Annotated in this window: 22 protein-coding genes and 1 pseudogene; 8 read left to right on the top strand and 15 right to left on the bottom strand. The window is 65.2% G+C overall.

All coding sequences use genetic code 11. The features are described 5' to 3' along the window. The first annotated feature begins 264 nt into the window (after nt 1–264). The 3 genes and pseudogenes from ACZ60G_RS09275 (at nt 265) to ACZ60G_RS09265 (ending at nt 2,741) form a co-directional block, all read left to right on the top strand. The gene (locus ACZ60G_RS09275; protein WP_465808734.1) at nt 265–825 is read left to right on the top strand and encodes a PucR family transcriptional regulator; all 561 of its coding nucleotides are present in this window, start codon (nt 265–267) and stop codon (nt 823–825) included. A 299-nt stretch (nt 826–1,124) separates the two neighbouring features. After that, nucleotides 1,125–1,989: pseudogene (locus ACZ60G_RS09270) on the top strand (protein kinase domain-containing protein); the annotation flags it as partial. A 449-nt stretch (nt 1,990–2,438) separates the two neighbouring features. Further along, the gene (locus ACZ60G_RS09265) at nt 2,439–2,741 is read left to right on the top strand and encodes a hypothetical protein (protein WP_465808732.1); all 303 of its coding nucleotides are present in this window, start codon (nt 2,439–2,441) and stop codon (nt 2,739–2,741) included. A gap of 568 nt (nt 2,742–3,309) precedes the next feature. On the opposite strand, the gene ACZ60G_RS09260 is transcribed toward ACZ60G_RS09265, so the two are convergent. After that, complete coding sequence (locus ACZ60G_RS09260) at nt 3,310–3,708, bottom strand: hypothetical protein (protein WP_465809160.1); 399 nt, start codon at nt 3,706–3,708, stop codon at nt 3,310–3,312. Between the two features lie 199 nt (nt 3,709–3,907). On the opposite strand from ACZ60G_RS09260, the gene ACZ60G_RS09255 reads away from it, so the two are divergent. After that, entirely contained in the window at nt 3,908–4,351 is a 444-nt protein-coding gene (locus tag ACZ60G_RS09255; protein WP_465808730.1) for a pyridoxamine 5'-phosphate oxidase family protein, read from the top strand. An 828-nt stretch (nt 4,352–5,179) separates the two neighbouring features. Further along, nucleotides 5,180–7,696: a midas domain-containing protein gene (locus tag ACZ60G_RS09250; protein ID WP_465808729.1), complete on the top strand. Its 2,517-nt coding sequence runs from the start codon at nt 5,180–5,182 to the stop codon at nt 7,694–7,696. Here ACZ60G_RS09250 and ACZ60G_RS09245 read toward each other — a convergent pair. Further along, a complete protein-coding gene (locus ACZ60G_RS09245) occupies nt 7,683–7,841 on the bottom strand; it encodes a hypothetical protein (protein WP_465808727.1) in 159 nt (52 codons plus the stop codon). The genes ACZ60G_RS09250 and ACZ60G_RS09245 overlap by 14 nt on opposite strands. 303 nt (nt 7,842–8,144) lie before the next feature. On the opposite strand from ACZ60G_RS09245, the gene ACZ60G_RS09240 reads away from it, so the two are divergent. After that, nucleotides 8,145–8,585 carry a hypothetical protein gene (locus ACZ60G_RS09240; protein WP_465808726.1) on the top strand — a complete coding sequence of 147 codons (441 nt, stop codon included), beginning with the start codon at nt 8,145–8,147 and terminating at the stop codon, nt 8,583–8,585. Between the two features lie 257 nt (nt 8,586–8,842). Here the strand turns inward: ACZ60G_RS09240 and ACZ60G_RS09235 are convergent, their stop codons facing one another. After that, complete coding sequence (locus ACZ60G_RS09235) at nt 8,843–9,220, bottom strand: nitroreductase family deazaflavin-dependent oxidoreductase (RefSeq protein ID WP_465808725.1); 378 nt, start codon at nt 9,218–9,220, stop codon at nt 8,843–8,845. A gap of 77 nt (nt 9,221–9,297) precedes the next feature. Here ACZ60G_RS09235 and ACZ60G_RS09230 point away from each other — a divergent pair, with 77 nt between their 5' ends. Next, complete coding sequence (locus ACZ60G_RS09230) at nt 9,298–9,807, top strand: NUDIX hydrolase (RefSeq protein ID WP_465809158.1); 510 nt, start codon at nt 9,298–9,300, stop codon at nt 9,805–9,807. A 214-nt stretch (nt 9,808–10,021) separates the two neighbouring features. Here ACZ60G_RS09230 and ACZ60G_RS09225 read toward each other — a convergent pair whose 3' ends face one another. From ACZ60G_RS09225 to ACZ60G_RS09175, 11 genes are all read right to left on the bottom strand, one after another. Further along, nucleotides 10,022–10,702: a TIGR00266 family protein gene (locus ACZ60G_RS09225; protein WP_063037160.1), complete on the bottom strand. Its 681-nt coding sequence runs from the start codon at nt 10,700–10,702 to the stop codon at nt 10,022–10,024. 27 nt (nt 10,703–10,729) lie between these two features. Beyond that, a complete protein-coding gene (locus tag ACZ60G_RS09220) occupies nt 10,730–11,104 on the bottom strand; it encodes an arsenate reductase family protein (RefSeq protein WP_465808723.1) in 375 nt (124 codons plus the stop codon). 13 nt (nt 11,105–11,117) lie between these two features. Continuing rightward, nucleotides 11,118–12,545: a glycosyltransferase family 39 protein gene (locus ACZ60G_RS09215; RefSeq protein WP_465808722.1), complete on the bottom strand. Its 1,428-nt coding sequence runs from the start codon at nt 12,543–12,545 to the stop codon at nt 11,118–11,120. Between the two features lie 70 nt (nt 12,546–12,615). After that, nucleotides 12,616–13,923, bottom strand: coding sequence for an aminotransferase class III-fold pyridoxal phosphate-dependent enzyme (locus ACZ60G_RS09210; protein ID WP_465808720.1), 1,308 nt, complete (start codon nt 13,921–13,923; stop codon nt 12,616–12,618). Continuing rightward, nucleotides 13,924–15,066: an ABC transporter substrate-binding protein gene (locus ACZ60G_RS09205; RefSeq protein ID WP_465808718.1), complete on the bottom strand. Its 1,143-nt coding sequence runs from the start codon at nt 15,064–15,066 to the stop codon at nt 13,924–13,926. Further along, on the bottom strand, nt 15,063–15,839 hold the full coding sequence (locus tag ACZ60G_RS09200; protein WP_465808717.1) for an ABC transporter permease: 777 nt from the start codon (nt 15,837–15,839) through the stop codon (nt 15,063–15,065). The genes ACZ60G_RS09205 and ACZ60G_RS09200 overlap by 4 nt, the downstream gene beginning before the upstream one ends. Then, entirely contained in the window at nt 15,836–16,744 is a 909-nt protein-coding gene (locus tag ACZ60G_RS09195; protein ID WP_465808715.1) for an ABC transporter ATP-binding protein, read from the bottom strand. Before ACZ60G_RS09195 ends, ACZ60G_RS09200 begins: the two co-directional genes overlap by 4 nt. Beyond that, nucleotides 16,741–17,631 carry an ABC transporter permease gene (locus ACZ60G_RS09190; protein WP_465808713.1) on the bottom strand — a complete coding sequence of 297 codons (891 nt, stop codon included), beginning with the start codon at nt 17,629–17,631 and terminating at the stop codon, nt 16,741–16,743. The genes ACZ60G_RS09195 and ACZ60G_RS09190 overlap by 4 nt, the downstream gene beginning before the upstream one ends. A gap of 79 nt (nt 17,632–17,710) precedes the next feature. After that, the gene (locus ACZ60G_RS09185) at nt 17,711–18,748 is read right to left on the bottom strand and encodes a TIGR03842 family LLM class F420-dependent oxidoreductase (protein ID WP_465808711.1); all 1,038 of its coding nucleotides are present in this window, start codon (nt 18,746–18,748) and stop codon (nt 17,711–17,713) included. A gap of 57 nt (nt 18,749–18,805) precedes the next feature. After that, nucleotides 18,806–20,227, bottom strand: coding sequence for a dihydropyrimidinase (gene hydA, locus ACZ60G_RS09180; protein ID WP_465808709.1), 1,422 nt, complete (start codon nt 20,225–20,227; stop codon nt 18,806–18,808). Nucleotides 20,228–20,243: 16 nt separating this feature from the next. Further along, the gene (locus ACZ60G_RS09175; RefSeq protein ID WP_357475590.1) at nt 20,244–21,080 is read right to left on the bottom strand and encodes a nitrilase-related carbon-nitrogen hydrolase; all 837 of its coding nucleotides are present in this window, start codon (nt 21,078–21,080) and stop codon (nt 20,244–20,246) included. Nucleotides 21,081–21,203: 123 nt separating this feature from the next. Between ACZ60G_RS09175 and ACZ60G_RS09170 the strand changes: the two genes are divergently transcribed. Then, nucleotides 21,204–22,655 carry an aminotransferase-like domain-containing protein gene (locus tag ACZ60G_RS09170; RefSeq protein WP_465808707.1) on the top strand — a complete coding sequence of 484 codons (1,452 nt, stop codon included), beginning with the start codon at nt 21,204–21,206 and terminating at the stop codon, nt 22,653–22,655. Here ACZ60G_RS09170 and ACZ60G_RS09165 read toward each other — a convergent pair. After that, nucleotides 22,652–24,394, bottom strand: a complete 1,743-nt coding sequence (locus ACZ60G_RS09165) for a CocE/NonD family hydrolase (RefSeq protein ID WP_465809156.1) — start codon at nt 24,392–24,394, stop codon at nt 22,652–22,654. The two genes, ACZ60G_RS09170 and ACZ60G_RS09165, sit on opposite strands and share 4 nt — an antisense overlap. Nucleotides 24,395–24,433 lie beyond the last annotated feature (39 nt).

Below are 24,433 nucleotides of genomic sequence, written 5' to 3'. Positions count from 1 at the left end.
TCCTCGAAATCGGTTGTGGCGCCGACTGAAACCGTGTCGGTGCCGGTCGTCTTGTTCGATGTGAACACTGTCGCCGGGCTGGCTGACACCGACCTGACACACACCTGACACTCCCACTGACACCGCGATCGAGCAGTTCCTCATGTCGGAGCCATCGCCTGGGCCGAATCGGCGCCCGAGGACGGTGACGCGTAGTCACCGCTCAGCGCCGCCCTGACAGCGCTCGCCCAATCGATCACGGCCGAGACCACCCCGATCCACCCCTTGGGCTCGCTCGCGGTCGCGGCATGGCTCAGCCGGGGACATGCCTTCACCGCCGACGACATCGAGGCCGGACAGCGCGCCGACCTGCCGCTGGACCTTCCGCGCGGCGTCCGGGTGGCGGTCGGCGAGCGGGCCCGCGGACTGGACGGCTTCCGCCGAACTCACATCGAGGCCATCCACGCACGGCGAGTTGCGTCGCTGATCGGGCCGCGTGCAGACACGCTCACGCACTATCGCAGCGTGGCCGTCGCCGCACTCGGTACCGCCGATCCCGAACTCGCGCTGGCGTTCGTCACGGGCGTGCTGGGGTCGTTGGCCGACAACGACGACACCACCCGCCGCATAGCGATGACGCTGTCGGCCTATCTGGGCGAGAACCGCAGCCGAAACCGTGCCGCCGGTCGCCTCTCGATCCATCCGAACACGGTCAGCTACCGAGTTCGCCAGGCCGAGGAACTCCTCGGTCGCAGCGTCGATATCGACACTCTCAACCTCCGAGTGGCCCTGGCAATGCTGCCCACACTGCCCGGTCTGACCCGACCCCGGGCGACCGAACTGTGACATACCGCCCGGCGTCCCCCCGGCTGTCCGGACCCCGCACACTCTGTCACGGCAGGAAATCCCTGGTCGGGGCCTCACCGCCATGACAGACTGCTTCTTGGAGATGCCTTCTGGGAGGATCGGAGGATCGGAGCGGAGTTGGCACCGACGACGAATGAGTCGGATGCTGTCCACCGAACTCGCACCTTGCTGGCATCGGTTGTCAGGCAGTTCGCCGACACCTGGGATAAGACCGGTGCGCCGCCGGACCTCGCGGAGTATCTGCCGGATGCGCCCGGATTGCGGCGGACCGGGGCGGCATCGTCCCGAGTGAGACCGGTATCCGCGGCGATATCGCCGGATACTCGTGGCCGGAGACGGTGGCGTGGCTCGGCAGCCGGCTCGCCGAAGCGCTCGACTATGCCGCGCGCAGCGGGGTGTTGCATCGCGATATCAAACCCGCCAATGTGCTGCTGACCGCGGAAGGCATTCCGAAGCTCGCCGACTTCAATGTCAGCTTCAGCAACCACGTGGCCGGAACCAATCCGATGGCGTACTTCGGCGGGTCGCTGGCCTACATGTCCCCCGAACAACTCGCCGCCTGCCATCCGGAGCTGCCGACCACCGCCGAAGATCTGGATCTGCGCAGCGATATCTACGCGCTCGGCGTCATGCTGTGGGAACTGCTGACCGGCCGTCGGCCCTTCGACGACGAACCACTGGCAGGTGAATCCGAGCGCGATCGTGACCGCGCTGGCACTGCTCAGCGACACCGACCTGCCCCTCGGCCAGGTGGTGCACTTGTCCGCCTCACTGTTCGTCTGCGGTGCCATCGCCGTCGCCTACCCGTTCTTTCTCGTCACCCTGTTCGTCGTCCGTGCCATCTACCCCCGCCTTCTCCCATACGGCACCACACCCGAGGACCACGACAACCTCCGCGCCCTCAGCCGCCGCAGCACCCGCTACCTCGCAGTCGCCGCATCTATTCCATTGATCGGCGTCATCCACGGTCTGATGTTCCTGAAACCGGACGAGGTCGCCCTGGTCACCGATTCGATCCGCTGGCTCGCCATCGCAGGCGTCTTCGGCTTCATCGGCAACTATTGGCTGCACCGAAAACTCGAGGATGACCTGCAAGCATTCCGACGCACCCTGTCCGGCAGCTCGCGGCAGAACCAGCGCTGACCACCGTGCCGACACACCAGAGCAGTTCAGCGCCGGCGGCAGTCCCATAGCACAGCAGGGGAGAGACGACATCGGTTTCCGCGTGTTTCGTATCGGCGCGCGGCGCGACACCTCGCCCGGTAACGCCGGATCGCCCTCATGGCGGCGGCCCCCCGAGCGCGTCGTCGGTTCTAGGTCGCGCAATGCCGGGATCGAAGGTCCGCTGCGAGATCGGGTCCGCCGCACGCCATTACGCGGCACCCTTGAATTAATCAACCTAATTTGATCATGGAATTGACATCCGATATGAAGATCAAATTGTGTTACGTCGGTATTATTTATCGTTAGCCCGCTATTAACGGTGATTATTAACACAATGAGAGAAGTGGATTTGCAGATTTCTTCTTCATAACATTTGTGGTGCGCGCCGTGATGGCGTCGTTATCCATCTGTGAAAGGAAGCTCCGTAGATGTTCTCTCGCAAGGTCCTGGTCGCCGCCACCACTGTCTCCGCCGCCGCCCTGTTCTTCGGCCCGGTCGCGATGGCCTCCGCCGCCCCCTCCGCCCCCTCGGCCGCCACCGGCTCCGCCGGCACCGGCTCCTCGGGTTCGGCCGACGGCGGCTCATCCTCGGGTTCGGCCGGCTCGTCCTCCGGTTCCGCCCTGTTCGACTCCGGCAGCTCCGCTGTCGACCACGGCACCACTGCCATCCTCAACATCATCAATGCGATCACCGGCGTCAGGGACCTGACCCAGCCCAAGCCCGCCGCCTGATTCGGTCTCGGTAGACCACCGCTTCGTCCGAGTCGCCTCTCGGGGCCGGGACTTCTTTTGTGCCGCTACGCTACACATCGGCGTGTACGCGCTATTGCAGTGAATTTGCCGGAATCAAACCGTCCATTCGCCGTGTCGAGTAGCCACGGCTGGGTGAACTGTGATGATTCCTTTTGCCTGCCAACGAGATAGCCCTCCGCGCGGTGCGTGCGGGGCTTCCATGAACACCGGGTTTCGTGCCGTTCGGATAACTCGCCGGACGGCCCGGAAAATTTCCAGGAGAGTTCGAAACGCAACACGTCGTGGCGGGACGCGCGCCCCTCGCGCGCCGGCCGCCTGCGGGTTGACCGCGTCCGGCCCGCGATCGAGTCCTGGCCGACCGGTCCGCAGAATTCCATGAACGTGAGCAGCCTCCTCCGGCAGCCGCTTCCGAGGTCCTCATCCAGTCATGCGCCGAGGCCTGAGTTCCCCGCTGGGGCAACGCCCGTGCGAGCCTGCCGACTTACGGTCCTGATACGGCTATATCCGCCAGCGATGTACGTGGGCCTGCTCGCCTATTGCGCTGCCGTCAATCTGAGTTAGGCACCTGGGTGCCCAGCGCGGTTGTGGGGACACCGTAGGGCAGGAACCGCACGCGACGGCGTTCGTGGGTATTGTCGCGATGCGCACGCAAGGCCTCGAGCTCGCTCGGAAAAACCTGCTCGACCCTGGCCTCGCCGGCGTCATCGATGCTGTAGATGACCCACACTCCACTGCCGGTCTCGCCGGTGGTCTCGCCCTCCGGCTTCGGTGGCCGCGTGCGCTCCGGCTGAACAAACTGGCCCAGCAGCGACGCCAGGGTACTCCCGCTCGTGCGATCGATGTATTCGCCGGCCTTTCCGAGCAGGTCACGGAACTCGACCCCCACCTCCCGCAACGCGCGCTCGAATTCTTCCGGATCGAACCCAAAAGGCCTGTCGGGTGCCATCACATTGCTCCTGGAGTCGACTTCGGCGCTACGCCTTCAGTGTCCTCGCGTAATTCCGACTTCGCCACGTCCGGCGATGATCACCGCGCGACGCGGCGAACTCGTCCACCGGATCGGCTGTGCCAGGCCGTGTGTTCGAGGTTGCACGGATTTGCATCGGCACGCCCGCATTTCCGCCCGCGCTCCGTAGACTTCGGCCGTGACCGATATCGCGGACTTTGCTCGGCTGATCGCCGGCGATCATGGCCTTTGCGTCGTCTCGACCTCGCGGGCCGATGGCACTGTTCAGTCCTCGCTCGTCAACGCAGGAGTGTTGGCGCACCCGCAGACCGGTGAGCCCGTGGTGGGCATGGTGATCCGCGGTGGTACGCGCAAATTGGACAACCTCCGTGTTCGGGCGCGGATGGCGGTTGTCGTCCGTGTCGGGTGGGCGTGGGCGACCGTTGAGGGATCGGTGTGGATCGCGGGTCCCGACGACCCGATGCCGGACATCGACGCCGAACGGCTGCGGCAGTTGCTGCGGGAGGTTTTCACTGCGGCAGGTGGCACCCACGACGACTGGGACGAATACGACCGGGTCATGGCTGCCGAGCGCCGCGCAGTCGTTCTCGTCGTCCCGGATCGCATCTACGGCAACGGCTGAGGCGCCGAACGGACGAGCGGCTATCCGCTGCCGCCTCGGTACCCCGTTGATGGTCGCGACCGCGGGCGGCCACGGGCTGGTATCGACGAATTTCCACCGCTGCGCTTGCCCCTCGTTCAGGTTGTCGATATCGAAGAGCATGTAGATATTCGCGTCGATCCTGATAGTCGACGCCATTGTTCGACCACGCGACGCTACATACATGGTGCCGCTCTGTGTCGCCCACACCAGTACCAACTTGTTGTTGTATACCGTCAACGCGGGCGCGGCGATCGGCTGATCAGACGGCCACAGTGTGCGTCCTGTGAACATGAGTTCCCCCAATACATTTCCGGAGTCCGACCTCTAATGGGGCAGCGCAGGTTCTGCTGCATGCGAAGTCAGGATTTCGTGTCGGCCAGCGGACCGCATTCATGGAGAGAACGGTCGACATCGACAATCCGTAACGTCGGTGCGGTCGGCGAGCAGCAGAGCCATCGCTCGGATCATTCAGTCATGAGCGCGACCTTGCGGCTTGCAGGGTTGACCATGATCGGGTGCGGCCAGTTCGCGCCGACCGAGTTTTGCCCTGCCGCAGCAACATTCCAGCATCATTGGTTTGCATGAGTCGCGCGCGTGTGGTCGCGTGACGAGGTGCGGCCGCTCGGAACAAGCCAGCGCGACGTCACCGGCATTTCGGGTCACAGATTGGTGTCGACTGTGTACTTCTGCTGAATTGCGTACCAGCACCGCCGGATTCGGAGGCAGCAACCTCGATGCCGTGCGACGCTGTAGGCCCCCGAGGCTCGAGCCGGGGAACTATCGCAGTGTTCGAAAGGGCAGACAATTATGACAACGACCGACGACCGGGCGCGGACCACCGATGACGCCGAGGAGGAGACGACAGCTACCGACGGCGAGGTGGCGGTGACCGAGCCGGAAACGGCCACTGCGGCCGAGGTCGAAGCGCCGGACGCAGTGGGCGAAACCGCGCTCGGTGAGAGCGAAGCGGCGGCTGAGAGCGAAGCGACGGTTGCTGAAGCTGAAGCAGCCGAGGAGATTTCGGTACCGGTGGCTGAGCACGATTCGGCGGCCGAGTGGCCCGCAGTTGCGACCGAGGGTGCCGAAGCGCCGCGGGCTGAATCCGTATTTGCTGAGAGTGAACTGACGGAGAGTGAGACCGTCGCCGACGCTGCGGCAGAACCCGTAGCTGAGGCACCCGACGCCAGTGAATCCTCCGCCGAGAGCGATCCGGTTGCTGAGGGTGAGGCGGTCACCGAAACTGCGGCGGTCGAGGGTGAGGCAGCCGCCGAAGACTCGCTTACAGCCGAAGATGAAGTGCCGCAACCCGAGTCGACAGGCGAGGGTGGAGTCGAGGTTTCCGACTCGGTCGAGGAAACGGAGGCGACCGCGCCCGAAGGCGCAGCCACCGCCGAGGCTCAACCTGACGCTGAGGTTGAAACTGCGGCGCCGGTCGCGGAAGCCGATGCTGTTGCCGCCGAGGCCGAGGCCGAAACAGCAGGCGAAAATGAAGTGCCGCAAGTCGAGGCCGACGGGGTCGAGGCCGCGGATGCGGCTGAGGAAACGGCGGGGGTGGACGCCGAAGACGAAGTCGCTGCCGAGAGTGAAGCTGGCGAGGCCCAACCTGACGCTGAAGCCGAAGGATCGGCCGAAGGTGCGGAGTCGGTCGCGGAGACCGCTGCCGTTGCTGCGACTGAGGCCGAAGCAGTCGCCGAAGGTGAAGTGCCGGAAGCCGAACCGGCGGTCGAGGCCGAAGCCGAAGCCGAAGCCGAGATCACGGAGAACACCGGCGAAGGCGGAGTGCCGGTGGCCGACGAGGAGATGGTCAGTGCCCCCGGCGAGGTAGCTGAAGGCGGTGCGGACGTCACGACCGAAACTCCGGCCGAGGTGGGCGTCGCCGCAGAAGACGGCGATGCGGTAGTCGCCGAGGCGGAACCGGCCGTTGCGGAGGACGCGGAGGCCGAAGTGGAGCAGGTCGCTGCGGCGGAGGTGGCCACTGAAAGCGAGGCCCCTGCACACGATGAAGAGCTGCTCGAAGCTGAAGCAGTTGTGGGCGAAGCAGCGGACGCAGAACATGCGGCCATCGCTCCCGAGGCGGAAGCGTCCGACGTGACAGAGCCGGCGGCCGAGGCAGCTGCGGCGGAGCCGCCCATTGCCGCAGCTACAGGGGTCTTCGAAGCGGTTGAACAGGGGCAGGTAGTAACCGAGGGTGAGGCACCAGCTGCGACCGAACCCGAAGCGGAATCTGCGGCGGCGGGCGCAGAAGCAGACGAGGAATACGCAGCAGCTGACGATGAGGACGACGTCGAAACCGAAGCCACCGCCGAGGTGACCGCCGCCGAAAGCGACGCGCCAACCGAGGACGAGACAGTGACCGAGATCGGTGACATCGAGGTAGCTGAAGAAGAGAGCGCGGCCCAGTCCCCCGCAGTGGACGTGACCGCCGAAATACTCGCGACAGCCGAGGAAGTACCCGCGGTTACGGAGGCAGCAGAGCCGCAGACCGAACCGGTTGCTGAGGCTGAACCCGCGACCGAGACCGAACCCGAAGCGGAATCTGCGGCGGCGGGCGCAGAAGCAGACGAGGAATACGCAGCAGCTGACGATGAGGACGACGTCGAAACCGAAGCCACCGCCGAGGTGACCGCCGCCGAAAGCGACGCGCCAACCGAGGACGAGACAGTGACCGAGATCGGTGACATCGAGGTAGCTGAAGAAGAGAGCGCGGCCCAGTCCCCCGCAGTGGACGTGACCGCCGAAATACCCCCGACAGCCGAGGAAGTACCCGCGGTTGCAGAGGCAGCAGAGCCGGAGACCGAACCGGTTGCTGAGGCTGAACCCGCGACTGAGACCGAACCCATGGCAGAAGCCGAACCCACGGCAGAGACCGAACCCGTGACCGAGGCAGAGGTCGCGGAACGTGAAGAGGTGGCCGAGGGCGAAACCGCTGGTGAGGTCGAGCAAGAAGGTGAGGACGAGGGCAGTCCCACCGAGAGTGACGTAGCCGAAGATGCGATAGCGACCGACGACGAGACAGGCGTCGAGTCCGAACAGGAAGTGGGATTAGTGGCGGTCGGCGCAGAGGACCTGGTGACCTATTCGAGTTCAGTCGTCCTGGCCACCGAGAAACCGGCATCCGCCGGTGAGGGTGCAGCGGCGAGAATCAGCGATCATGCAGCGATCATCAGCGATCAGGCGAGGATCATCGCGAAACTTCGACGAAGGGTGACGGTTCTCGAAACCATGGTCAAAGCGCAGGAGGCTCAAGCCCACTCACTGGTCGGACTCGCCGCGACCTACAAGAACGAATTATCCAGTCTCGCAGCTGATCTCATGGATCTCTGACCCACCACCACGAAACGCCGGGAAGCGCCTGCACGCCGGAAAGCCCAAGGCGCTTCTCGACCGATTCGGCGAGGGGCAACACGATCTCCGCGCACACCACGATCAGGTGCGCAGCCGCCACCGGAGCGACATCCGCGGTGCCCATGAACACGGAATCACGGGCACGAGTCGATCCCAGGCGGGGTCAGCGCGTAGCGGTCGCGCCCCTTCCGAACCCAGTTCGACACGAAAGCCGTTGCACTGCAACGGCTTTCGCTCATCTTCCGGCCCGCCCGATTGGAACCGGTCACCGAATCGGACCCGCCAGGACGATCATCAGCCCCGGGCCGACCGAACCGGCGTCCCGCATACGGATCGACCGCTGCCTCGACTCCACTATTCCGAGCGGATCAGCCGAGTTCGAACCGCAGTCTTCCCATAATCGTACGCGCATGCTTACTATATGCACATGCGTACTATTGAGATTCCCGAACAGCCTTTCGCGGACGGCATCGTCCTCATGCCGTGGAAACCCGGTCCGCGCCAGGATGTTTCCGGGCGTGTGTTCGTCAGTGTGACCGACTTCCTGGCCCGGTCCGAGGAGGAAGTCCGCAGCATCTACGAGATCGGGCTCGAGCTGGGGAACACCTGGCCGGTCATGCAGGGCGCTGTGGGCCTGTGGCTGTGGGGCAGGCCCACAGCGCAGCGCGGCGGATCAATCACAGTGTGGGAATCGGAAGAGGACATGCGCCGATTTGTGCGATGGCCGGTGCACGCCAAGATCGTGCGGGCCTGGCGCGGCAAGGTGGGCATCGGCACCGACTCTTGGCAGGCCGACCACTTCGAACCGCGACAGGTACTGGAACGCGCGCGGAACACACTCGAACGTCCACATCGCAACGCCGCATAACACTCCATGCGTCCGTGCACCCGAACGTGAAACCCGAGTCACCGATGACGCGAGGCCTGACCACACGCAAGCCGACGCGTCACAACCCGATCATCCCGAATTGCCCTCGCTACAAGGAACGCCGAGCATGAGAGCGCTGCGCGCCATCACAACGCGGCAATGCAGGCACGCAGGTGGTGTTCGACCCGCGCGAGCGCGCGTGAATTGAAACCCCCTGTCCACTCGGACAAGGGTTTCAGCGTCAGATAGCTGGAGTGCTACGCCGGACGCGCCTGCAGGTAGTCCGTCGCCGACATCACCTTCAGAGCCTGCCGAACGCCGAGGGGCGCCCACGCTGCCGACGCATCGTGCACAACCACCGGATCGATGAGCAGCACGACGGTACCCCTGGCCTCGAGCTCGAAACCGCCTGCGGCCGTGATGTTTTTGACCCAGTCGACATCGCGGCCGTAGGTGAGCGCGATACGGTATACGCCGTCGTTTTCGAACGCCCACACCGGAGTTCTATAGGCCCGCCCGGATTTTCGTCCCTTGTGGACGACCATGCTCATCGGGGGCACTTTCCCGGCCAACCGGCCGAGGATCGGGTTCGTCAGGTGCCGGTTCATTTTCGCCAGTGTGCGCGGAAGCACCATCTGGGGCGGTCCTCTCTCAGAGCGGCGTGCGGAGATCAGGTTACTCTCGATCGGTGTTCGTGCACCCTCAGTCGGAGATGATCGCGGTCTATGACACCGCGGGCCGCGAAATCGGCGCGGCCGACCGGGCCACCGTCTATCGCGACGGCATCTGGCATGCCAGTGCGGGTGTGCTCGTTCGCTCCGGCGACGGCGAACGCGTCTATGTGCACCGCCGCACCGATACCAAGATGGTCTTCGCCGGTATGCACGACTGCCTGGCCGGTGGTGTCGTCGATCCCGGCGAGACACCGGCGCAGACCGCGGTCCGTGAACTCGCCGAGGAACTCGGCATCGTCGTGCCCGCCGATGCGCCACCGCTCCCCCTGCGGGCCGGCGCGTCCTGGGACGGCATCTGGCAGGGGGCGCCGATGCGCTGCCATCTGTTCGCCTACGAGTTGCGCTACGACGGGCCCATCCGGCACCAGCCCGAGGAAATCATGGATGGCTGGTGGTGGACCGATGCCGAACTGCGCGCACATCTGGCCGACCCGGCCTGGCCGTTCGTTCCTGATACCCGCATCCTCACCGACCAGTTGCTGGCTTGAAACGCCATCGGCCCACCAGGTCGAGGACCTGATGGGCCGATGAGCCTGCGTTCTGTCAGGCGGCGCTACCGCTCATAGCACCCATGACCTGGGTGAAGAGGTTCGCGACGACTTCGAGGAGCTCCATGTATATTCCCTTGCTGGACCCGATATGAAAGTTGCATTCTGCATGAGCTAGGTGTCCAGCAGGTAAGAGGGTCGTGAAAACCGGTGACTAACCCGAGGACGCCACCGACCCCGCCCACGCCGCGAAGGCGCCCGGATTGCGGGTCTGCAGCAGCACTCGGCCAGGGCCGGTGAAGTCGAAGACGAAGCCCTCGCCCGACTTCAGCGACTGGATGGAACGCCCGGATACCGCGCGCCGGATGGTGAAGTTCATGGCCAGGTCATAGGCCACCACATGGCCGGTATCGATGGTGATCGGCTCGCCCGGCTGCAGATCGATCACATCGATCGCGCCGAATACACCGACGACCACCTCACCCTCGCCGTGCGCGCGCAGACCGAAGCCGCCCTCGCCGCCGAACAGATTCGCGAAACCGCCCCATTTGCCCTCGACCTGCACGCCGTGCGAGTTCGCGATCCAACCGCCGCGGCTGATGAAGAACGGCCGATCGGGGGTGATCTGCAGGTTCAGCATGTCGCCGGGCAGCGCGGGCGCCACATCCACCCAGCCGCCCTGCGGCGGTGCGGTGAAGGTCGAGACGAAAAATGATTCGCCCGCCAGCACCGAACGCTTCAGCCCGGCGAGAATGCCGCCTTCGGCCTTGGCCTGCAACGAAACTCCCGCCGAATGCGCGACCATGGCGCCGCTCTCGACCCGCATCGGCTCGCCACCGGCCAGGAAGCACCGCGCGACCGCGGAGGCCGGACTATGACGCAGTTGTACCTTCATAAATGCCGACCCTACCGGCTATTTCGGCTACGAAGGGTCCAGCGATTCCAAGGTCTGCTCATCGCGCGCGACGACCGCGCCACCGTCGGGTGTGAGCACGATCGGCCGCTGGATCAGCTGCGGATTCGCCGCCAGCGCCTCGATCCAGCGGTCCCGGTCCGCGGCGGTGCGTCCCCAGCCGGATAGGCCCAGATCCTTGGCGATCTGCTCACCGATGCGGGTGATATCCCACGGCTCGGCGCCCAGCCGCTTCAGCACGGTCCGCAATTCCGCCGCCGTAGGCGGATCGTCGAGGTAGCGCCGGACCGTGTATTCCACGCCCGCCTCGTCCAGGTGTGCGGTGGCATTGCGGCTCTTGCTGCACCGCGGGTTGTGCCAGATCTCGGTTTGCCCAGATGTCATGGTCGCAGCGTACCTACAGGTGCATCCAGGTCGGCCACACCTGCGACCACGGGTGGCGCAGGCCGATGCATTTCCACACGGTGACGTTCTGGGTGTTGCCCGGATAGCCGATTCGGCTGTCCACCTTGGCAACCGGTTCGACGTGGTCGAAATCCCAGTGTAGAAAGGCATCGTTCACGCCGACGGCAATGACAGCCGAGGCATTGTCGGGTGGCCAGCCGAAGTAGCCGAAACCGCGGCTCGGGCTGTAGATCGGTGGAAGGCGATCGCGGTCGAATTGGTCGAGGGCGCTGGCCTGCCAGTAGGTGTCGGTCACGATGACGGCGTCGGCGCGTTCGGCCGCGCTGAGCGATTCATAGGCCTGCCGGACGGCGGAAGTCAGTTCGGGCCAACCGAATTCGCCGTACACACCGATATTGATGGCGGCCTCGGCGTCATCGGCGGGTGGCTCGACGTGCGCGGCATCGCGCCATGGCGTCGACCACAGCACATAGCCCGTGGCCACGGCGGCAAGCATCACACCCGCCACCGAGACCAAGCGTCTCGGTGCGGGATTCAGCCGATCCGCGAGTTCGACGAGACCGACCGCACCCGCCGCGAGCACCGCCCCGAACATTCCGGCGACGTAGTAGATCCGGCCACCGATCACCAGGAACACGGCGACGAGTATCAGCAGAGTCACGCCGAGGAACCGGTACGGCCGCAGCGAGGCATCGCGCAGCAGTGCCCATACGCCATAGACCAACAGCACCGCTCCCAGATACCCCGCCAGCAGCACCGCGAGCGGTACGAACAGCACCCGGCCGCCGAGTATGCCCTGTTCACCGCTGATCACCTCGCCCATCGACAGCTGCGGCCAATCGTGGCGCGCCTGCCAGATCAGTGACGGCGCGGTCGCCGCGACCACGATGAGCCCGCCGAGCCACAGCAGCGGCCGCCGGACCAGCTCGCGCGGCCCGAAGATCAGCGAACTCACCGCGACGCCGATCCAGAAGAACGGAATCAGCCATTTCACCTGCATATCGACCGCGGTCACCAATGCAGCGCACAGCAGCAGGCGGTCGCGGCGAGTCCGCACCCAGCGCACCACCAGCCAGGTGATGATCACCCAGAGCACGGTGTCGACCGCATTGGTGGTCAGCATTTTGCCTTGGAGCAGCAGAAACGGTGAGGTTGCGTAGCCGAGGGCGGCCAGCACCTGGGCCGCTGCTCCGCCGCCGAGTTCGCGCGCGATCGCCGCGCACAGCAGGATGCCGAGGACGGTCAGCGCGATAACGGGCAGCCGCAGCACGAAGAAGTTTCCGGGTGCGATCGTGTCCATCAACCGCGCCAGCATCGGCAATACCGGACCTTGATCGGCATAGCCGAACGACGGCCGCCGACCCGCCGCCAGAAAGTAGAGCTCATCGCCGAAGTAGTCATAGCGGCTGGTCGAGAACACCAACACGGCCGCGGACGCGGCGGCGATGACAGCGGGAAACGGCCATTTCCCCCGCCGGCCAGCAGGCGATTCACCCCACGTATTCGTCGGCGACCTCCAACACCTCGTCGACGATCTCCAGCCCCGTGCGAAGCTCGTCGGCCGAGGTGGTCAGCGGCGGCGCGATCTGGAAGCGGTTGCCCGCATTGAACGGCCACAGCCCACGTTCCTTGGCGGCGGCGGTGACCCGGTTCATCGGTTCAGCGGCGGGACCAGCGGCCGCGAACGGGATGAGCGGCTCGCGAGTGCGTGGATCGCGCACCAACTCCAGCGCCCAGAAGAACCCGATGCCCCGCGCCTCGCCCACGCTCGGATGCCGAGACGCCAACTCCGCCAAGCCCTTTCCGAGGACATCCGCGCCGACCGTGCGCACATGGTCGAGAATGCCGTCGCGTTCGAAGACATTGATCGAGGCGATGCCCGCGGCACAGGCGAGGGGATGTCCGGCATAGGTGAGTCCGCCTGGATACACCGTATTGTCGTAGCGCTGCGCGATCCGCTCGGCCATCAGTACACCGCCGAGCGGAACATAACCGGAGTTCACGCCCTTGGCGAAGGTGATGATGTCGGGCGCGACATCGAAGGCCTGGACCGCGAACCACTCACCGACCCGGCCGAATCCGACCATCACCTCATCGGCGATATAGACGATGCCGAATTCGTCGCACAGTTCCCGGACACCGGCGAGATAGCCCGGCGGCGGCACGAGCACGCCGTTGGTGCCGACCACCGTCTCCATGATCAGGCCCGCAATGTGTTGCGGCCCTTCCAATTCGATGACCTGGCGCAAGTGGTTCAGTGCCGCCGTCGTCTCTTCCTCTGGAGTGCTCGAGCCCCATGGGGATCGGTAGGGGTAGGGCCCGAAGAAGCGGACCACGTCGACATTGGTCGGCTCGGCACCCCAGCGGCGCGGCTCACCGGTCAGCCCGATCGCGACGCCGGTGCCGCCGTGATAGGAGCGGTAGGCGGCGAGCATTTTGGTGCGGCCGGTGTAGCTGCGGGCCAGCCGCACCGCATGTTCGACGGCCTCCGCACCGCCGGTGGTGAACAGAATCCGGTTCAGCTCACCCGGTGCGCGTTCCACGATCAGCCGAGCCAGTTCGCTGCGCGCCTCGTTGCCGACGGTCGGCGAGATGGTCGCGAGTTTCTGTGCCTGATCAATAATTGCCGCGACAATATCCGGATGTTGGTGGCCGATATTGACATTCACCAGTTGGGAGGAGAAGTCGAGGTAGCGTTTGCCGCTCTCCTCCCAGAACCACGACCCCGACGCGCCGACGATCGGTACCGGATTCAGTGTCGCCTGGGCGCTCCACGGATAGAAGACGTGATCGACCACCTATTTACCGCCTTCGGTCAGTGTCACCTGCTGCGGCGCGAATCCCGTTCCGGTGACGTCGATTCCACCGGATTTCAGTAGGTCCATTGCCTTGGTGACGTATTCGTTGGTGAACGCGCCCGCATCGGGATCCTGCTTCAGCACCGTGACGCCCTCCTGGTTCTTGGTCTCCTTGGCGATCTTCACGGTGCGGTCCCATGCGGACTTGTCGATCATGCCGATCCCGTTGGGCGAGGGCCAGATCAGCTTGTTGACCTCGTTGATCTGCCACTGCTGGTGGCTGGCGCCGAGCGTGCTGCCCGCGGCGACGGTGATATCGCGGCATTTGTCGACATTGTCGCGGCAGAACGCCCAGCCCTTCAGCGAGGCCGCGATGAATTTGACGGTCTGGTCCTGGTATTTCGCATCCTTCAGCTTCTCCGAATTCGCCCAGATCGCGTCCTGCAGCATGGCCACGCCCTCGTCGTTCCAGTCGATGGTGGCGAAATCTTCTGCGGTGTAGAGCTTCCCGGTGCCCGGATTCTTCGTCTCCAGCAGTTGGGCGTATTCGTTGTAGGACATGGCCTGGGCGGCAGTGATGTCCCTGGCGAGGAAGGCGTTCATATCGAACTGCTGCTGGACCAGCTTGACGTCCTTGGACGGATCGATGCCCGCCTTGGTCATGCCCGCGAACAGCTCGAATTCGTTACCGTAGCCCCAGTTTCCGACGGTTTTACCGCGCAGCGCGGCCGGGCCTGTGATGTTGTCGGACTTGAACGACACCTGCTTGGTGCCCGAGCGCTGGAACACCTGCGCCACATCGGTGATACCCGCCCCGGCCTCGCGCGAGGCCAGCGCCTTGGGTACCCAGGCGATCGCGTAATCGGCCTGTCCCTGGGCCAGCACCGTCTGCGGCACGATATCGGTTCCGCCATCGAGGATTTCGACGGACAGGCCCTGCTCCTTGTAGAAGCCTTGATCCACGGCGGCCAGATAACCCGCGAACTGCCCCTGCTTGAACCACTGCAACTGCAGGCGGACCTTGGTCAGGCCGTCCGCGGTGGTTCCTGAGCCACTGTCGGTGGTGCTGCAGCCGGTCAGCGTGGCCGCCGCCAACGCCGCCAGCGCGAGACAAGCGCGTAAACGCCCTGTGGCAGTTCTCATTTCGATCTCCCAAAGATGTCGCGGATCAGGATGGTCCGGGGTCGGCGGGTCAGTTGTTCGAGAATCAGGACGACGGTGAGGAAGAGCAGGCCGACGATCATGGCGCCGACCACATAGGCCCACGCCCGCGGATAAGCGGTATTCGCCGCGGCGGAGGTGATTCGGCTGCCGAGGCCGTTCTGCAGGCCGCCGAAGTATTCGGCGATAATGGCCGCGATCACCGCGCCCGGCGCCGCGATGCGCAGCCCGGTGAACAGGTAGGGCAGTGCCGCGGGCAACCGCACCGTGCGGGTGATCTGCCAGCCGCCCGCCGCATACGAAGTCATCAGATCGGCGTGCACCTGCGGCACTTGACGCAGGCCACGGGCGGTACTCACGAACATCGGGAAGAACACCACGATGGCCACGACCATGCGACGCGGGGTATCGGTGGTGGTCGAATACATCGAATTCAGCAGCGGGGCGAGCGCAACGATCGGCACCGCGGCGGCCGCGGCGGCCATCGGCGTCAACAGCCCCTCGACCAGCCGGAACCGAACCGCGACCATGGCCGCCACAATGCCGAGGACCGCACCGATCAGCAGGCCGATGAGAGCGTTCGTACCGGTCGCGGTGGCGGCATCGACGATGCGGTCGAAGTTCTCGGTGAACTGTTTCGCGATCGCGGTCGGCGCGGGCAGCAGGAAGGACGGCACACCCGCCACGACGGTCAGCACCTGCCACAGCGCCAATCCGCCGACGCCGAATATCACCGGTGGTAGCCACGTCTTCATTGCAGATCCTGTCTCGCCACGATGATGTCGGCGGTCTCGTGTCCGCCGCGCAGCGCGGTGCGGACGGCGGCGACGGCCTCGAAAAACGCCTCGCTGGACCGGATATCGTCACCGCTGACGCCCGCCTCACGGCCCCAGCCGCCGGTCGGCACGATCTCGGTGATGCGGCCGGGCCGCGGTGACATGACCACCACGCGATCGGACAGGAACACCGCCTCCGGAATGGAGTGCGTCACAAAAACCACTGCGGCACCGGTCTCTCCGGCGATGCGTAGTAACTCGCCCTGCATGCGTTCGCGGGTCATCTCGTCCAGCGCCCCGAATGGTTCGTCCATGAGCAGCAGCGAAGGCTTACGGGCCAATGCCCTGGCAATCGCCACGCGCTGTTGCATACCGCCGGACAGTTCCGCCGGATAGCGGTGTGCGAAATCGGTGAGGCCGGCCATCTCGAGGAGCTCAGCACTGCGAGAGCGTCTTTCGGCCTTCCGGACCTTGTGCAACTCGAGTGGCAGTTCGACATTGGCCGCAACGGTGCGCCAGTCCAGGAGTCCCGCCTGTTGGAACGCGATGCCGTAGTCCTGGTCGATTCTGGCCTGCCGCGCGGACTTGCCGTGCACGGTCACGGTGCCGCTGCTCGGTCGTTCCAGATCGGCGATGATGCGCAGCAGAGTGGATTTGCCGCAGCCCGAGGGACCGATCAGCGAGACGAACTCCCCCGCAAGGACTTTCAGCGAGACACCCGTGAGCGCGGTCACCGAACCCGCGTCGAAGATTTTGCCGACATCGGTGAGGTCGACCGCCGCCACGTCTTCGACCTTCGCCGCGACGAGACCCGGATCCGGCGCCTGGATCTGCTCGTCGGACGCATCGCTACCCGTGGTGGCCGATTCCACTTTCCCGGTCAACGGGTACCTCCTGAAGAACCGCGCGCCCCGGCGGGACGGCTGTAACGACGTAGTGCCAGTTCTGCCAAGCCGACGACGGCGGTCACGGCGACACCGAGCAGCGCGGCGGCGAGAACAGCCGCATAGAGCCGGGCCGCGTCGCCGGTGGCCTGCTGGGAGAAGACGATGATCTGGCGGCCGATGCCACCCGCGGTGCCGGTCGAGATCTCCGCGACCACGGCACCGATCACCGATGCCGCGGCAGCCAAGCGCAGGGCGGGCAGAAAGTGCGGCACTGCGGCGGGAAACCGTAAGTGCACCAACGTCTCCCACCAATTCGCGGAGTAGCTGTGCAGCAATTCCACCGATGCCTTGGACGGCGCCTGCAATCCGCGCAACATCCCGACCGCCACCGGGAAGAAGGCCAGATACGACGCGATGACCGCGATACTCATCCACGGCCGCCACGGCTCACCGGCAATGACGATCTTCCCACCCCACCCGGCCACCAGCGGCGCCAAGGCGATCAACGGAACCGTCTGCGAGACAACGATGTAGGGCAGTAATCCGCGTTCGACGAAGGAGAAACGCTGCATCACCACCGCGAGCGCGATACCGACTACCGTGCCGATCGCCAATGCCAGCAGCGCGAGCCCGAAGGTGAATCCCGCTGTGCGCAGCAGTGTTCCGCCGACCGTGCCTGCGCCGTCCTTGTCACCGAGCACGGTGATGACCGACCAGACGTGCGGTAACGCGGCGTCGCTCGTGCGCGGCAGAATCCGGGTGTCGCCGACACTCACCCCGCGCTCGGGCACGAAGTACTTGACGAGTTCCCAGACCGCGACCACCAGCACCAGCGCACCGACCGCGTAGCCGATCTGCCGCGCCCGCATAGCTCCCGCTCTCATCGATCACCCACCGAGACCGGAACCGGCTCCCAGAGACGCCTCTCGACCAGCTCATAGCACCCCGCCGCTGCCGAGGCGATCACTCGACACCCGCCGTCGCCGTGACCGGATGCGCCAGCCTGGGCAGCACCGACTCTCCGTACGCGTCCAATGTGGCGGTCTTGGCATCGTGCTGGAGATAGACCGCGAACTGGTCGACACCCAACTTCTCCAGCTCGTGCAGCCGAGCCAACTGCTCATCGGGCGTGCCGATGACACAGAAGCGGTCCACGATGGCGTCCGGCACGAATTCGGCATGCGTATTGCCCGCACGGCCGTGCTCGTTGTAGTCGTAGCCCTGACGGCCCGCGATGTAGTCGGTGAGCGCGGCCGGAATATCGCCGTCGATACCGTATTTCGCGACGATATCGGCGACGTGATTGCCGACCATGCCGCCGAACCAGCGGCACTGTTCCCGGGCATGCGCTGTCGCGGCATCGGATCCGTCGGTGACGTAGGCCGGTGCCGCCACACAGATTTTCACCGATCCGGGTGCGCGCCCCGCCTTCTCCGCGGCCGCCCGCACCCGGGCGATCGTCCACGCGGCGATATCCGGGTCGGCGAGTTGCAGGATGAATCCGTCGGCGACCTCGCCGGTCAGATCGAGTGCGCGCGGACCGTATCCGGCCACCCACACCTCGAGCCGCGACGCGCTCGCCCACGGGAAGCGCACCATGGTATCGCCGATGCGGGCACTGCGACCGTTGCCGAGTTCCCTGATCACCTCGATGGACTCCCGCAATGTCGCCAGCGTGGTCGGTTTGCCGCCGAGGGTGCGCACCGCGGAGTCACCGCGGCCGATACCGCAGATGGTGCGATTGCCGAACATATCGTTGAGCGTCGCGAAGGTCGACGCGGTCACCGTCCAGTCCCTGGTGGCCGGGTTGGTGACCATCGGGCCGACGACCACCTTGCGGGTGGCGGCCAGAATCTGGCTGTGGATGACGTAGGGCTCCTGCCACAGCAGGTGCGAATCGAAGGTCCATACATGCGAAAAGCCGTGTGTCTCCGCCTGTCTGGCCAGTTCGACCACCCGCGAGGCGGGCGGTGTGCATTGCAGCACCACACCGATATCCATGCGGCACTCTCCAATCAGGTCACATCAGGCCAATCAGGTCACATCAGGGCAGTCGGGTCAGATCAGGTTCTGCGACAGTTCGCGGGCGATGAACCGGCCGTGACCGGCAGTGCCCAGATACGAGCCGTCGTCGATGATCACTCGGCCGCGCGAGAGCACCGTGTCGACGTGTCCGTCGATCTCGAAGCCTTCCCAGGCCGAATGATCCATATTCATGTGGTGGGTCTTGCCGAACCCGATGCTGGTGTGCCCGTTCGGGTCATAGATGACGATGTCGGCGTCGGCGCCCGGACTGATGACGCCCTTGCGTGGATACATGCCGAACATGCGTGCCGGGGTGGTGCAGCAGACCTCGACCCAGCGCTCCAGTGAGATCAGCCCGTTTTTGACGCCCTGGAACATCAGATCCATCCGATGTTCGACACCGCCGATCCCATTGGGGATCTTGCTGAAGTCGCCGAGCCCCAACTCTTTCTGATCCTTCATGCAGAAGGGACAGTGGTCGGTGCTCACCGATGTGACATCACCTGTGCGGATATAGCGCCACAGCTCGTCATGATGCCCCTCCGCCTTCGATCGCAGCGGCGTCGAGCACACCCACTTCGCGCCCTCGAAACCCGGTGCGCCCAAATGCTCTTCGAGTGACAGATACAGATACTGCGGACAGGTCTCACCGAAGACGTTCTGCCCGTTACCCCGCGCGGCGGCGATCTGTTCCATAGCCTGCTTGGCCGAGACATGCACGACATACAGCGGCGCATTCGTCAACTGCGCCAACATGATCGCGCGATGGGTGGCCTCCTCTTCCATCTGCCACGGCCGGGAGACACCGTGGTAATAGGGCGAGGTCTCACCGCGGGCCAGTGCCTGCTCGACCAGCACATCGATGGCGATGCCGTTCTCCGCGTGCATCATCATCAGTGCGCCCAGATCGCCCGCCGATTGCATGGCCCGCAGGATCTGACCGTCATCGGAGTAGAAGACACCCGGATAGGCCATGAACAACTTGAAGCTGGTGACTCCCTCGGCCACCAATTCGCTCATCCCCTTGAGGGATTCGTCGTTCACCTCACCGATGATCTGGTGGAATCCGTAGTCGATCGCGCAGTTGCCCGCGGCCTTCTCGTGCCACAGACCGAGGGTGTCCTGCACCCGCTCCCCCGGCTTCTGCACCGCGAAGTCGACAATGGTCGTGGTGCCGCCCCAGGCGGCAGCGCGGGTGCCGGTCTCGAAGGTATCGGAGGCCTCGGTGCCGCCGAAGGGCAGCTGCATATGGGTGTGGCCGTCCACGCCGCCGGGAATTACATATTTTCCGGTCGCGTCGATGACCACATCGGCGGACTCGGCGAGATCCGCGCCCAATGCGGTGGCGCCGGGCTGCAGGACCGCGACGATGGTCTCGCCGTCGACGAGCACATCGAGCAATTGCGATCCGGTGGCCGAGACCACCGTGCCGCCGTGAATGAATGTCTTCGTCATATCGATATCACCAGCCTCAGGGAGCCACCATCGGTCCGTAGGCGTCGGGGCGGCGATCGCGATAGAACGCCCAGCGGTCGCGCACCACCTTGATCAGATCCATATCGAGGTCACGGATCACCAGCTCCGGATCGGTGTCCGAGGCGACGTCTCCGACGAATTTACCTTCCGGATCCACGAAATAGCTGGTTCCGTAGAAATCGTCATCGCCGTATTCCTCGATGCCGACCCGGTTGATGGCGCCGATGAAGTATTCGTTGGCGACCGCGGAGGCCGGTTGCTCCAGCTTCCACAGGTAGCCGGACAGGCCACGCGAGGTCGCGGAGGGGTTGAAGACGATTTCCGCACCGGCCAGGCCCAGGGCGCGCCAGCCCTCCGGGAAATGCCGGTCGTAACAGATGTAGACGCCGACCTTGCCGACCGCGGTATCGAAGACCGGCCAGCCCACATTTCCGGGCCGGAAGTAGAACTTCTCCCAGAATCCGTTGACGTGCGGAATATGGTGTTTGCGGTACTTGCCGAGGTAGCTGCCGTCCGCATCGATGACCGCCGCGGTGTTGTAGAGCAGCCCGGGCTGTTCCTGCTCGTATACCGGCAGGATCATTACCAAGCCCAATTCCTTTGCCAGGGCGGCGAATCGCTCCGTAGTCGGCCCCGGCACCGATTCCGCGTAGTCGTAGAACTTCGTGTCCTGCAACTGGCAGAAGTACGGGCCGTAGAACAACTCCTGGAAGCAGATCACCTTGGCGCCCTGTGCGGCTGCCTGGCGTGCGTAGTCCTCGTGCGCCTTGATCATGGACTCTTTATCACCCGTCCAGTTCGTCTGGACGAGCGCCGCTCGAACGATTCCCATGCTTTGTTATACTTCACCGAGATCCAATTCGGTTGTGTTACAAGATTGCGGAAACAGTTTCGTAGCCGTAAACCCTTGGGGCCGGTTTTCGTTCCGGCGCTGTGCCCGACGCAGAATGACGCTGTGAACTTCGATCCGACGACCGCGCCACAGGTGCCCGCAGACGACCTGCGAGACACCGCGCCCGCCACCGGCGCGGCCCGGTCCGGCCTGTTCAACGCGAATCTCGAAGATCGCACCCCCGCCGGAATCGCGGCCGCGGTGAGCCGCCGGATACGTTCCGGAGCAATCGAGCCCGGATCGCGGCTGCCGACCGTGCGTGAGGTCGCCCGCGAGTTGCGGGTGTCCCCCGCTACCGTCAACCAGGCTTGGCGCGCGCTGGCCGCCACCGGCGCGATAGTGGCGCGTGGGCGTGCCGGAACGTTTGTCGGCGAACGCAACGCCACCTTCGCCACCACGCCTACGGGCCGCTATCAGCGCCTGCACCCGCCTTCTAACAGCGCCTTCCGCATCGATCTGTCCCGCGGCACCCCTGATCCGCAACTCCTACCGGATCTGGTCGCCGCACTGCGCGCGATCACCGAGCACGGACGCGGCAACGATCTCGCGGCGGACTATCTCGGTGAGGCCGTCCTGCCGGAACTGGCCGCCAAGGTGCGCACCGATTGGCCCTTCCGCGCGGAACGGCTCGCGGTCGTCGACGGGGCGCTCGACGCCATCGATCGACTACTCACCACACATGTGCGGCTCGGTGATGCGGTGGCTGTCGAGGATCCCTGCTTCCCACCTTTTCTCGACCTGCTCGCCCGGATCGGCGCTCGGCCTATTCCGGTTCGCATGGATGAATCCGGTTTACTGCCGGACGATCTCGAGCGGGCACATGGCGCCGCGGCGCTGATCCTGCAGCCGCGCGCACAGAATCCGACGGGCGTCTCGCTCACCGCCGCACGTACCCGCGAACTGACCGAAATCCTGACCGGCACCGACACTCTCGTCATCGAGGACGATCACTCCGCTGGCATCGCATCCACGACGCTGCGCTCCCTCGGCTCCCGACTGCCGAGCCGAACGGTACATATCCGCTCCTACTCCAAATCCCACGGCGCGGACCTGCGCCTCGCGGTGGTCGGCGGCCCCGGCGAACTCCTCGATCCGATGATCGAACGGCGCATGCTCGGCCCCGGCTGGACCAGCCGACTGCTACAACGCTTGCTGCTCACCATGCTCGAAGACGACAGCGCTGTGCGCGCCGTGGCCGCCGCCCGTGCCGAATACCGCAGGCGCTCAACCGAACTCCGCCAGGCGCTGGCTCGCAAGGGCGTCGCCGTCGCCCGTGGCGACGGCATCAACCTGTGGCTCCCCGTCGCCGACGAGAACGCGGCCATGATCTCCCTGGCCGCCGCGGGCATCAAGGCCGCACCCGGCCGTCCCTTCGAGGTCGAGGACCACCCGCCCGGCGACCACCTGCGAATCACCGTCGCCGCGATCACCGACAGCGAGCTGGACTGGCTCATCAGCGAGCTCGCCGCCGCGACCACCGCGGCCCCCACCTATCGCCGCGTTCGCCGTGCTTAGGATCCGGGCTCGATATCGAAGCTGGTGGCGCCGTCGTGACCGGCCGGGATGACGGGCACGAGCACCGATGACGGGTGCTCGGCATCCTTGTAGATCGTCTGCGTCGAGGGCTGCGTGCGGGCGCTTTCGCCGAAGGGTTCGCCGGTATTCGGGTTCGGCGCGTACTGCGGGTAGTCGCTGCTGCTGATGGCCACCCGGATTCGATCGCCCACCTTGAACTGGTAGCTGGTCGGCCAGATCTTGATGGTGAACGCATAGGCCTGGCCGGGCACCAGCGGGGTCGGATCCGATAACGAATCCCGGAACGCGGCACGGATGACGCCATTGTTGAGGTTGACGGCCGAACCATCGGGTGCGACGACTTCCAGCCGCGCGACGAAGTCGGTATCCGGCGCGGTGGAGGAGGCCCACAGTTTCACGGTAATCGGGCCGGTCACCTCGGTCTCGGCGCCGAGCGGGTCGGTGGTGTAGGTGAGCACATCCGAACGCTGCTCGACCGCGGTCTGGTCGAACGGGCCCTGCGGACCCGATCCGACCGAGCAGCACGAATGTCCGCCGATGCTCGGTGCGGGTGCGGCCGGGTCGTAGACATACCGGTCGACCGCCGCGGGCCCGCCCGGCGCGTGATCCACGAGTTTTCCGACCCGGCCGACAACACCGTTGGCGCCGCTGTCGGTGAAGAAGTATTCCTTCCATTGTGTTTGCGGCAGTGGCCAACTCGGTGCCGACTTCCATCGATTGGCACCCATGAGGAAGTAGTCGACACGAGGCTTGCCCGCGACGCCGTTGTCCGCGGCCTTGAGGAAGTGGTCGAACCACGCCAGCATCAGCTCGTTGATCGGGCTGTCACCGACCGGCCCGAGCTGCTCGAGCCGGGGCGCGATCATCGAGGTGGGTCGTCCCCAGCCGAGGTGGTCCCAGGGACCGATCACCAATCGCTGGTCCTGCCGTGCCGGTGCGGCGCCGCGCTCGACCATGCCGGTGAAGTTCTCGATGCCGCCCGCGAGGAATGCGTCGTACCAGCCCTCGATATCGAGCACTGGCACCTGCACATTCGGATAGCGGTCGCGGATGCTCCACTGCTTCCAGTAGTCGTTGCGTGTCGAGTTGCGGATCCAGTCGAAGTACCACGGCGCGACAGCCGGATTATTCGGCTGCAGCGGCGGAAAGTCTTTGTAGGGGCGGTAATTCAGCCACGAGGTGATGTTCTGCAGATCCGCGCGCAGCTGGTTGGCGGTGGCCTTGTCGTCACGTCGGTCGGCGGATTCCGCGCCGATGGTGCCCATGGCCCATGGTTCGACGAAGCCGAGGCGGAAGGCGCCGCCCTCGTAGGTCCAGCCATCATAGTAGTCGGAGGCAGTATTCGCGGGCACGATCGTGGTCAGATGCGGCGGCGTCTCGATGGCGGCCAGCCATTGTGTCGCACCGACATACGAGGAGCCGTACATGCCGACCTTGCCGTTCGAACCGGGCAGTCGCGCGGCCCATTCCACAGTGTCGTAGCCGTCGTGGGTGTCATTGCCGAATTCGGTGAATATGCCGTCGGAGCTGCCGATACCGCGAATATCCTGGATGACCACCAGGTAGCAGTGTGAGGCGAACCAGTCGGGTGTGCGATAGCGCGACGGCTGGATCTGCGCGGCGGCCTTGCCGTACTGGGTGCGCATCAGGATCACCGGCACCGGATCGGTGGTCTGCGGGCGGTACACATCGGCGCGCAGCACCGTGCCGTCGCGCATCGTTGCCGGGACGTCGGCCTGCTTGTCGACCGCACACGT

The organism is Nocardia sp. NPDC102475 (assembly GCF_055584605.1).
The sequence above is the reverse complement of the archived record's forward strand: the minus strand, read 5'-3'. Positions and strand labels throughout refer to the sequence as shown.